We start from the raw sequence: 10,287 nt of genomic DNA, 5'->3' as shown, positions 1-10,287 counted from the left end.
GTGGACGGCCGGGAGGTGCTGCCGCCGACCGAGACCCGCTGCGTGGACCGCTTCGTGCTGCTCGCCCTGGCCGCCGCCGACGACGCGCTCGCCGACGCCGGACTGGCCGTCGGCCGGGACGCCGACCCGCACCGCACCGCCGTGGTGCTGGCCACCGGCGGCGGCGGACTGGAGACCTTCGAGCAGCAGTCGCACCGCCGGCTGGAGCGCGGCCGCCCCGGCGTCAGCCCGTACCTGCTGCCCGGCATGCTCTCCAACATGGCCGCCGCCCGGATCGCCATCAAGCACGGCATCCGGGGCTACAGCTCCGCCGTGGTGACGGCCTGCGCGGCCGGCGCCCAGGCGATCGCCGAGGGGCTGCGGCTGATCCGGGCCGGCGACGCCGACGTGGTGGTGTGCGGCGGCACCGAATCCTCGCTGCACCCGACCATCGCCGCCGCCTTCACCAACGCCCGCGCCCTGGCGCAGGGTTGGGACGACCCCGAGCAGGCCAGCCGGCCCTTCGACGCCCGCCGCAACGGCTTCGTGCTCGGCGAGGGCAGCGCCGTCCTGGTCCTGGAGCGGGCCGAGCACGCCGAGGCGCGCGGCGCCGCCGGCTACGCGGACGTCCTCGGCTGGGGCGCCTCCACCGACGCCCACCACCCGACCATGCCCCGCCCGGACGGCACCGGCGCCGCCGACGCGATGCGCGCCGCGCTCGCCAACGCGGGCCTGGCCCCGGGTGACATCGACTACGTGAACGCCCACGGCACCGGCACCAAACTCGGCGACGTGGCCGAGACCGCCGCGCTGCGCGCCGTCTTCGGCGCCGAGCCGCCCGCGGTCAGCTCCACCAAGGGCGCCACCGGCCATCTGCTGGGCGCCGCGGGCGCGTTGGAGGCGGCGGTGACCGCCCTGGCGGTGGCCCGGGGGACGCTGCCGCCCACCCTCAACCTGACCGACCCCGACCCGGCCTGCGACCTGGACCACGTCCGGGGCGCCGCCCGGACCGTCCCGGTGCGCGCCGCGCTGAGCAACGCCTTCGCCTTCGGCGGCCACAACCTCAGCCTGATCCTCGGCCCGGCCTCCACCCGGACCGCCCGCTAGCGGTACCGCCGACAGCCGCCGTCCGACTGCCGCCATCCGACCGCCGCCGCCCGACCGCGGTCGCCCGCCGCGCACCGCCGCGCGGCGCCGGCGCGCCCCGATCCTCGATCCACCATCCCTCCCGGGGGGAGATCCCGTTGTCCATCCAGACCATCACCCACGTCGAGTTCCACTGCGCGGACGCCGACAAGACCGCGGCCGGACTCAGCGCCGACCTCGGCTTCACCGCCGACGCCCCGGCCACCGCCCCGGACGGCTCCCGCACCATCGGGCTGCGCCAGGGCACCATCCGGCTGCGGCTGACCTCCGCCGCCGACCCGGAGCACCCGGTGGCCGAGTACGTCACCCGGCACGGGGACGGCGTCGCCGTCCTCGCCCTCGGCTGCGCCGACCCGGCGGCCGCACTGGAGCGGGCCGAGCGGCACGGCGCCCGGGTGCTCGACCGGGCCGGCGCCCTGATCGAGGGCTTCGGCGACACCGCGCTGCGCCTGGTCCCGCTGCCGGACGCCGAGGCCACCCCGGAGCCCCGCCTGCTGGACGGCCTCGACCACGTCGCGATCTGCCTGCCGGCCGGCACGCTCGCGGAGGCCGTACGGTTCTGCGAGGACGCGCTGGACTTCCGCACGATCTTCGAGGAGTACATCGAGGTCGGCGAGCAGGCGATGGACTCCAAGGTGGTGCAGAGCGCCTCCGGCGGCGTCACCTTCACCCTGATCGAGCCCGACACCGCCCGCCGCCCCGGCCAGATCGACGAGTTCCTCGCCGCCCACGGCGGGGCCGGCGTCCAGCACCTCGCCTTCAGCACCCGCGACATCGCCGGCGCCGTCCGGACCGCCCGGGAGCGCGGCGTGGAGTTCCTGACCACGCCGGACGCCTACTTCGACGCCCTGGCCGACCGCTTCGGCGAGACGGCCATCCCGGTGGCGACCCTGCGCGACCTGCACGTCCTGGTCGACCAGGACCACGGCGGCCAGCTGTTCCAGATCTTCGCCCGCTCGACCCACCCCCGGCGCACCTATTTCCTCGAACTGATCGAACGGCAAGGAGCGGGCACCTTCGGCACCGCGAACATCAAGGCCCTCTACGAGGCCGTCGAACGGCACGGCCCCGCCGCCGAGGACCGGCCCGCCCCCGCACAGCCGAAGCAGGCCCGGCCGACGGCCGCCGCCCCCGCGTTCCGGCTCACCGAGGCCGAGCGCGCCCTGCTGCCCACCCCCGACGAGGTGGCGCACTACCGCGAGCACGGCTGGTACCTCTCCCGCAGGCTCTTCAGCGACGAGGAGCTGGACACCCTCCAGGCCGCCACCGAGGCGTACTACGCCGGCCACCGGGACCGCGAACTGCCCGTCCGGCCGCCCCGGTTGGCCTCCTGGCGGCCCGAGGACGGGCCGGTCCAGCGGCACAACGACTACGTGCACTACGAGAGCGACGCGATCGGCGCGATCCTGCGCAAGCCGCTGGTCGGCGCGGTGGCCGCGCTGCTCGCCGGCACCGCGGAGATCCGGGTCTTCCAGTCGACGCTCATCTACAAGCCCCCGGTGCCCGAGGAGCCCAGCAACCGGGTGCCGTGGCACTTCGACAAGCACTACTGGCAGACCTGCGGCTCCGAGGAGATGCTCACCGCCTTCATCCCGTTCCACGACTGCCGCGAGGAGAACGGCACCATCACCATGGTCGACGGCAGCCACCGCTGGCGGGAGCTGCCCTCGGGCGAGGACTCCACCCGGCACTTCGCCGACCGCGACGGCTCCGAGCTGGAGTCCATCCTGGCCGCCAACGCCGCCCACAACGGGCAGCGGGTGCGCAAGGTCCCGATGCTGATCCCGCGCGGCCACCTGTCCTTCCACCACTGCCGCACCTACCACGGCAGCGGCCCCAACCTCGCCTCCTTCCCGCGCCGGGCGGTCTCGCTGCACCTCCAGGACGGCGCCAACGAGTACCGCCGGCACGACCGGCCGGACGGCGAGCCGGTGGTGTACAACCACGACGTGCTGGTGGGCCGTACGGACGACGGCCGGCCGGACTACGCCGACCCGCGGTTCTGCCCGACGGTCTGGCGGGGGCGGCCGTGACCGCTCCCGCGCACCCGGCCGGCGAGGGCGCCGTACTGCCCGACAGCCCTGCCCCGCTGGACACCCCCGCCGAGCGCTACCGGATGCTGCGGCTGATCCGCGGCTTCGAGGAGCTGGCGCTCGGCCTGGTGAAGTCCGGCGCGATCCCCGGTGGCATCCACCCGTACATCGGGCAGGAGGCCGTCGCGGTCGGCGTCTGCTCGGCGCTCGGCCCGGGCGACCGGCTCGCCAGCACCCACCGCGGCCACGGCCACGTGCTCGCCCGGGGCACCGCGCCGCACCGGCTGCTCGCCGAACTCCTGGGGCGGGTCGGCGGGTCGAACGGCGGCCGGGGCGGCTCCATGCACGCCGCCGACTTCTCGCTGGGCATCCTCGGCGCCAACGGCATGGTCGGCGCCGGTGCCCCGATCGCGGTCGGCGCGGCCTGGGCGGCTGTCAACCCCGGACGGACGACGGCCGAAGGGCCGGGGACCGACGGCCCGGAGGCCGGCCGGACCCCGGTCGCGGTGGCCTTCTTCGGCGACGGCGCGCTCAACCAGGGCGTCCTGCTGGAGTCGCTCAACCTCGCCGCGATGTGGCGCCTGCCGGTGCTGTTCGTCTGCGAGGACAACGGCTACGCCACCACCCTGCCCGCCGCCACCGCCGTCGCGGGCAGCGCCACCGGCCGGGCCGCCGCCTTCGGCATCCCCGCCGAGGAGGTGGACGGCATGGACACCGAGGCCGTCCGCACCGCCGCGCTGCGCGCCGTCGAGCGGGCCCGCCGCGGCCGCGGCCCGGGCTTCCTGGCCTGCCGCACCTACCGCTACGAGGGCCACCACACCATGGAGCGCCGGATGAAGCTGCGCTACCGCTCCCCCGAGGAGGTCGACGCCTGGCGCGAGCGCGACCCGCTCCCCCGGGCCGCCGCCCTGCTCGACCCGGCGACGGTCGCCGAGCTGGACCGCTCGGTGGCCGAACAGCTCGCCGCCGCCGAGGAGTTCGCGCTCGCCTCGGAGCACCCGGACCCGGCGGGCGCACTGGACCACCTGTACGCCGACGGGCTGCGGCCCCGGGCGGGGGCGACGCCGTGACCAGGCTCTCGTACACCAAGGCGCTCAACCGGGCGCTGGCCGACGAACTCGCCGCCGATCCGGCGGTCTGCGTCTTCGGCGAGGACATCGGCGCCGGTCTGGCCGGGCCGACCCTCGGCCTGCTGGACCGCTTCGGGCCGGGCCGGATCGTCGACACCCCGCTGTCCGAGCAGGCCTTCACCTCGATGGCGGTCGGCGCCGCGCTGGCCGGCCGGCGCCCGGTGCTGGAGTTCCAGATCCCGTCGCTGCTGTTCCTGGTCTTCGAGCAACTCGTCAACCAGGCCCACAAGTTCTCGCTGATGACCGGCGGCCAGGCCGCCGTCCCGCTGACCTGCCTGGTGCCCGGCTCGGGCTCCCGGGACGGCTGGGCCGGGCAGCACTCCGACCACCCGTACAGCCTGTTCGCGCACGCCGGGGTGAAGACCGTGGTGCCCGCCACCCCGACCGACGCCTACGGGCTGCTGCGCTCGGCGATCCGCGACCCGGACCCGGTCGTGGTGTTCGCGCCCGCCGCCGCGATGCCGGTGCGCGAGACCGTCACCTGGGACCTCGTCCCCGTCCCGCTCGGCCGGGCCCGGATCCACCGGGCGGGCAGCGACGTCACCGTGGTCGCCCTCGGGCACCTGGTGCACGACGCCCTCACGGTGGCCGAGGAGCTGGCGCCGGAGGTCTCGGTGGAGGTCCTCGACCCGCGCACGGTGTACCCCTTCGACTGGCAGGCGCTCGCCGACTCGCTGGAGCGCACCGGCCGCCTGGTCGTCCTGGACGACTCCAACCGCAGCTGCGGCTTCGGTGCCGAGGTGCTGGCCACGGCCGCCGAGGAGATGCGCCTGGTCGCCCCGCCCCGACGGATCACCCGCCCGGACGGCGCCGTGCTGCCCTTCGCTCCCGCCCTCGACCGCGCCGTCCAACCCGGCCGCGAGCAGCTGCGGCACGCGCTGGACCTCGTGCTGAAGCACCGCTGACCGACCGCGCCCCGAAGCGGCGCAGCCCCCGCGTACCTCGCGCACCCCGAACACGTCGATCGCCCAACAGCCCGACCAAGGAGCCCCGTTGTCCACGAACCGCTACCACTGGGACCGCTCGCACCCCGGCCTGACCAGCCTCCAGCAGGCCATCGACCCGCTGCGCCGCGAGGTGGTCGAGCACTCGGTGTACCGCTCGCTCACCGGCATCGAGCGGGTCCGCACCTTCCTCGGCAGCCACGTCTTCGCCGTCTGGGACTTCATGTCGCTGCTCAAGAGCCTCCAGCGCGACCTCACCTGCGTGGACGTGCCGTGGGTCCCGAACGGCCCGACCGCCAGCCGCCGGCTGATCAACGAGATCGTGCTGGTCGAGGAGAGCGACGAGCTCGGCGAGGGCTACACCAGCCACTTCGAGCTGTACGTCGAGGGCATGCGGCAGGCCGGTGCCGACCCGCGCCCGATCGAGGAGTTCCTGGCCCTGCTGGGCTCCGGCACCGCCGTGCCGGACGCCCTGAAGAACGCCGGAGTGCCGCAGCCCGCCCTGGACTTCACCTCCACCACCTGGTCGATCGTGGAGAACGCGCCGGTGCACTGCCGGGCCGCCGCCTTCGCCTTCGGCCGCGAGGACCTGATCCCGGACATGTTCACCCAGGTCATCCGGATCGACGACCCCGAGGGCGCGCTCACCGTCTTCAAGGACTACCTGGCCCGTCACATCGAGGTCGACGGCGAGCAGCACACCCCGATGGCGATGCAGATGCTGATCGACCTGTGCGGCGACGACCAGGACAAGTGGGACTCCTGCGCCGAGACGGTCCGCTCCGCGCTGCGCGCCCGGCTCCAGCTGTGGACCGCGATCGAGCGGTCCTTCTGAGGCCTGCCGGAGGACGTCCGCGGCCACTGTGGAAGGGCGCCCACGGGGAACCGGCCTCCCCGTGGGCGCCCTTCCGCCGCCGGGGCCTGCCTTCGCACCCGCGCCGGCGGGGCGGCTCAGAGCACCTTGGGCAGCACCCCGGCCGAGGCGGGCGGCCGGTCCCCGGCCCTGCGGAACCGGTGCAGCGCCGCCCGGCCCTCCGCCCCGCGCACCCGGGCGGCGAGCCGGGCCGGCAGCACCACGGTGGCCAGCCGGCCCTCGCCCCGGAACCCCTCGACCGTCCAACAGACCCAGGGAATCGGATAGTTGGCCGCCGGACTGAACAGCACGGGCCGCTTCCCCTGGAAGCTCACCGCGTAGGCGCCGAAGCCGCTCCAGTTGGAGAAGCTGAACCGGCGCGCCGCCGGGTCGAAGCCCAGCGGCACGCAGTCGCGCAGCCGGGAGCGGCCGAGGGTGGCCAGGAACCACAGGTTGGCGCGGAGGTTGAGGTGTGCGGTCGGGAACTCCTCGACCGCCGTACGCAGTGCGCCCGCGAGCACCGCCGGTCCTTCCTCGGGCCGGTGCGGCAGATGGACCTCGCTGAGGAGGTTGCCGAGCAGCGCGGGCGACAGGCCCAGCCAGCGGCGCGCGTTGACCGGCACGGTCAGCATCCGCTCGGCGTCGTCCCCGTCCAACCCCCGCAGGGTGCTGAGGAGGTGGGCGCAGAGCACGTCCCCGGAGGAGAGCCGGCGCCCGGCCGCCAGTCCGAACTCCTCGCGCATCCGGGCCAGTTCGGCGTCGGTGAAGGCGATCTGGACGATCCGGTTGGCGCGTGGCCCGACCGCCACCTCGCGGGCCAGCAGCTCCGCCTCCGCCGCCGAGGGCAGCCGGAAGCCGGGGCGGCCGCAGTCCTCGTCCGGGAGTACCTCGGCCAGCAACTCGTCCTGGTCGTCGACGAGTTCGGCCTTCGGCAGCGGTTCGCCCTCGACCGCCGCGGACCAGGTCCGCAGCAGCAGCATGAAGCTGTGCAGGTCGCCGATCGCATGGTGCCAGGAGCAGCCGAGCACCGTGCCGCTGTCGGCCGTGCGGGTGAGGCGCACGGTGAGCAGCGGGACGCCGCCGTCACGGGCGGCGGGGGCGTCCAGCGGGGCGACCAGTTCGGCACCGGCCGCCGTCGCCCGGCCCATCGCCTCGGCGAGCGTGCCCTCGACGGTGTAGACCTCGAAGGGCACGCCGGTGTCGTCGCAGACCGCCTCCAGGACGCCTTCGACGGTGCGCAGCCTTCCGGCGAAGACCGGCACCCGCTCCAGCGCCCGGGCCAGGCCGGCGGCGAGCCGGTCGTCGTCCAGCGGGTGCTCGAAGCAGAGCACGACCGAGACGGCGAGGTCGGCGAGCATGGTGTCCATCAGCCCGCAGCGCAGCACCCGGCCGGTGGCGTGCCCGGCCCGGACGGTCCGGGATCTTCGCAACTGCGGCCAGATGCTCATGGGTTCCGTTCCGAAGCACTCGACGACTCCCGGTGACGCGCGGGCGCGTTCCGGCGGCGCGCGATCCGCGGGCACGCCGAACGATAGTGGCGCGCGGAGGCAGTGGTCCAGTCCAATCCCGCACTCCGGCAGGGCTCTTCGGCCGGTGCGGCGACAGCGACGGCGATAGAATGCGCAGCATGGGAGAGCGCCCCGGCGCACCCTCCGCGCCGCCCCTCGTCCTGGTCACCGGCACCGCGTCGCGGGTGATCGACCCGACCCGGGCCTACCACCTCGGCCGCGACCCGACCAGCGAGATCGTCCTGGACGACCCCCGGGTGTCCTGGCACCACGCGATCCTGCGCGCCACCGGAGGGCACTGGCTGCTGGAGGACGTCGACAGCACCAACGGCACGTACGACGAGGGCCGGCGGGTCAGCCGCGAGGAGGTCGGCCCGGGCACCCGGCTGCGCTTCGGCGACCCGGCCGACGGCCCGTCCGCGGCCTTCGCCGGCCTTCCGGCACCCACCGCGCACAAGCGGCCGTCGCTGGTCGCCCCGCACCTCTCCGGCACCTTCCGCCGCCCGAGCGCCGTCCACCGGCTGCTCGGCCGCACCGTCCGGATCGGCCGCTCGCGCGACAACGACCTGGTCCTGGACAACCTGGTGGTCTCCCGGTACCACGCCGAACTGCGCGCGCTGCCCGACGGCGGCCACGAGATCGTCGACCTGGACAGCCACAACGGCACCTACCTCAACGGCCGCCCCGTCCAGCGCGCCCCGGTCGGCCCGGCGGACATCGTCGGCATCGGCCACTCCGCGCTCTGCCTGGCCGACGGCCGGCTGGTCGAGTACACCGACACCGGCGAGGTCTCCCTGGACGTCCGGCACCTGGTGGTCCGGGTCGGCCCCGACCACCGGGTGCTGCTGGACGACGTCGGCTTCCCGCTCGCCGAGAAGGCGCTGCTCGCGGTGGCCGGGCCGAGCGGCGCGGGCAAGTCCACCCTGCTCAACGCGCTCACCGGGCTGCGCCCCGCCGACCAGGGCACGGTGCTGTACGACGGGCGCGACCTCTACCGCGACTACGCCGAGCTGCGCCGCCGGATCGGCCTGGTGCCGCAGGACGACATCCTGCACACCCAGCTCACCGTCCACCGCGCCCTGTCCTACGCCGCCGAGCTGCGCTTCCCCGGCGACACCGACCCGCACGAGCGGGAGGCCCGGGTCCGCGAGGTGATCCACGAACTGGGCCTGGACGGCCGGGCCGACCAGGTGATCGCCAGCCTCTCCGGCGGCCAGCGTAAACGGGTCAGCGTCGCGCTGGAGCTGCTCACCAAGCCGTCCCTGCTCTTCCTCGACGAGCCGACCTCCGGGCTGGACCCGGGCATGGAGCGCTCGGTGATGCGGATGCTGCGCGGGCTCGCCGACGACGGCCGGACGGTGGTCGTGGTGACGCACAGCGTGCTGAGCCTGAGCGTCTGCGACCGGCTGCTGGTGCTGGCCCCGGGCGGGCGGACGGCGTACTACGGGCCGCCCGGCGAGGCGCTGGGCTTCTTCGGCTACCAGGAGTGGCCGGAGGCCTTCGAGGCCTTCGAGGACGAGGACCACGACAGCTGGCAGCAGCGGTTCCGCGGCTCCCCTCAGTACGCGCGCTACGTGGCGGCCGAGGGCGGGCCGACGCCGTCGCCCCGTCCGCACCCGACCCCGCACGAGCCCGCCGCGTCGGCCACGCCCGCCGCTCCCGTGATCGACTGGGACAAGCCGCAGGGCTGGTTCTCCCAACTGGGCACCCTGGTACGCCGGTACACCGCGGTGCTGGCCGCCGACCGGCTCTTCCTCACCATCATGGTGGTGCTGCCCTTCGTGATCGGCCTGATGTGCCGGGCGATGGCCGGCTCCCGGCTCTCCCCCGACAACGCCGTCAACTGCCTGCTCACGCTCTGCATCGGCGGTCTGCTCACCGGCGCCGCCAACTCGGTGCGCGAGCTGGTCAAGGAGCGCGCGATCTACCGGCGGGAGCGGGTGGTCGGGCTGTCCAGATCGGCCTACCTGGTCTCCAAGGTGGTGGTGCTCGGCACCGTCACGGTGGCCCAGGCCGCGGTGCTGACCGTGGTCGGCCTGGCCGGGGTGGACCTCTCCTTCGCGGTGCCGACCGGGGTGGTGATGCCGCAGCTGCCCGAACTGATCCTCGCGGTCGCGCTGCTCGCCTTCTCGGCGATGATGCTCGGCCTGGTGGTCTCGGCGCTGGTGGGCAAGGAGGAGGCCACCATGCCGCTGCTGGTGCTCCTCTCGGTGGTGCAGATCGTCTTCAGCGGCCTGATGCTCAAGCTGCACGGCGTCCCGGGGCTGGAGCAGTTCGCCTGGCTGGTCCCGTCGCGCTGGGGCCTGTCGGCGATGGCGCGCACCGTCGAGCTGCACGGCATCTTCCCGAACGCGATCACCGCCGACCCGATGTTCCGGCACCAGCGCTCCGGCTGGCTGGTGGGCATCGCGCTGCTGCCCGCGCTCTCGCTGCTGTACGGCCTGGTGGTGCTGGCCCTGCTGCGGCGGCACGAGCCGAGCATCATGCGGCGCTAGCGGAAGGGCGACCGCCGCATGGACGAGTTCGCGTTCCGCCCCACCCAGTCGCCCCGCCGGACGGGATGGCCTCCTGGGCGGCACCCGACCCGGCCCGGCCCGACGCCCGGCTCGACGCGCTGCTGCCGCTGCAGCTGCTCGACCGCCGGGGCGACTGGGCGCGGATCCTCTGCTCCAACGGCTGGACCGCCTGGGTGGA

7 protein-coding genes are annotated in these 10,287 nt (G+C 74.8%); 6 read left to right on the top strand and 1 reads right to left on the bottom strand.

What is annotated here, in order from left to right; translation table 11 throughout:
* The 5 genes from AE652_RS25050 to AE652_RS25030 form a co-directional block, all read left to right on the top strand.
* On the top strand, nucleotides 1-1,086 hold a 1,086-nt coding region (locus AE652_RS25050; RefSeq protein WP_049655338.1), incomplete at its 5' end, for a beta-ketoacyl synthase.
* Nucleotides 1,087-1,223: 137 nt separating this feature from the next.
* On the top strand, nucleotides 1,224-3,158 hold the full coding sequence (gene hppD / locus AE652_RS48480; RefSeq protein ID WP_234348524.1) for a 4-hydroxyphenylpyruvate dioxygenase: 1,935 nt from the start codon (nucleotides 1,224-1,226) through the stop codon (nucleotides 3,156-3,158).
* On the top strand, nucleotides 3,155-4,228 hold the full coding sequence (locus AE652_RS25040) for a thiamine pyrophosphate-dependent dehydrogenase E1 component subunit alpha (protein ID WP_234348523.1): 1,074 nt from the start codon (nucleotides 3,155-3,157) through the stop codon (nucleotides 4,226-4,228). The genes hppD and AE652_RS25040 overlap by 4 nt, the downstream gene beginning before the upstream one ends.
* The gene (locus AE652_RS25035) at nucleotides 4,225-5,193 is read left to right on the top strand and encodes an alpha-ketoacid dehydrogenase subunit beta (RefSeq protein WP_049655335.1); all 969 of its coding nucleotides are present in this window, start codon (nucleotides 4,225-4,227) and stop codon (nucleotides 5,191-5,193) included. The genes AE652_RS25040 and AE652_RS25035 overlap by 4 nt, the downstream gene beginning before the upstream one ends.
* 88 nt (nucleotides 5,194-5,281) lie before the next feature.
* Nucleotides 5,282-6,067: a DUF3050 domain-containing protein gene (locus tag AE652_RS25030; RefSeq protein ID WP_049655334.1), complete on the top strand. Its 786-nt coding sequence runs from the start codon at nucleotides 5,282-5,284 to the stop codon at nucleotides 6,065-6,067.
* Nucleotides 6,068-6,183: 116 nt separating this feature from the next.
* Here the strand turns inward: AE652_RS25030 and AE652_RS25025 are convergent, their stop codons facing one another.
* Nucleotides 6,184-7,533 carry an acyltransferase gene (locus AE652_RS25025; RefSeq protein ID WP_049655332.1) on the bottom strand — a complete coding sequence of 450 codons (1,350 nt, stop codon included), beginning with the start codon at nucleotides 7,531-7,533 and terminating at the stop codon, nucleotides 6,184-6,186.
* 179 nt (nucleotides 7,534-7,712) lie between these two features.
* Between AE652_RS25025 and AE652_RS25020 the strand changes: the two genes are divergently transcribed.
* Nucleotides 7,713-10,088 (top strand): FHA domain-containing protein, encoded by a 2,376-nt coding sequence (locus AE652_RS25020; RefSeq protein ID WP_049655329.1) that lies wholly within the window; start codon nucleotides 7,713-7,715, stop codon nucleotides 10,086-10,088.
* Nucleotides 10,089-10,287: the final 199 nt, after the last annotated feature.

The sequence above is a fragment of the Kitasatospora sp. MY 5-36 genome (assembly GCF_001182915.1).
Lineage (GTDB): Bacteria > Actinomycetota > Actinomycetes > Streptomycetales > Streptomycetaceae > Kitasatospora.
This window is presented reverse-complemented; position numbering and strand designations above follow the sequence as displayed.

Excerpts from the sequence above, each read along its gene's own strand:
- AE652_RS25025 (WP_049655332.1), bottom strand. The coding sequence starts at position 7,533 with ATGAGCATCTGGCCGCAGTTGCGAAGATCCCGGACCGTCCGGGCCGGG.
- AE652_RS25020 (WP_049655329.1), top strand. The coding sequence starts at position 7,713 with ATGGGAGAGCGCCCCGGCGCACCCTCCGCGCCGCCCCTCGTCCTGGTC.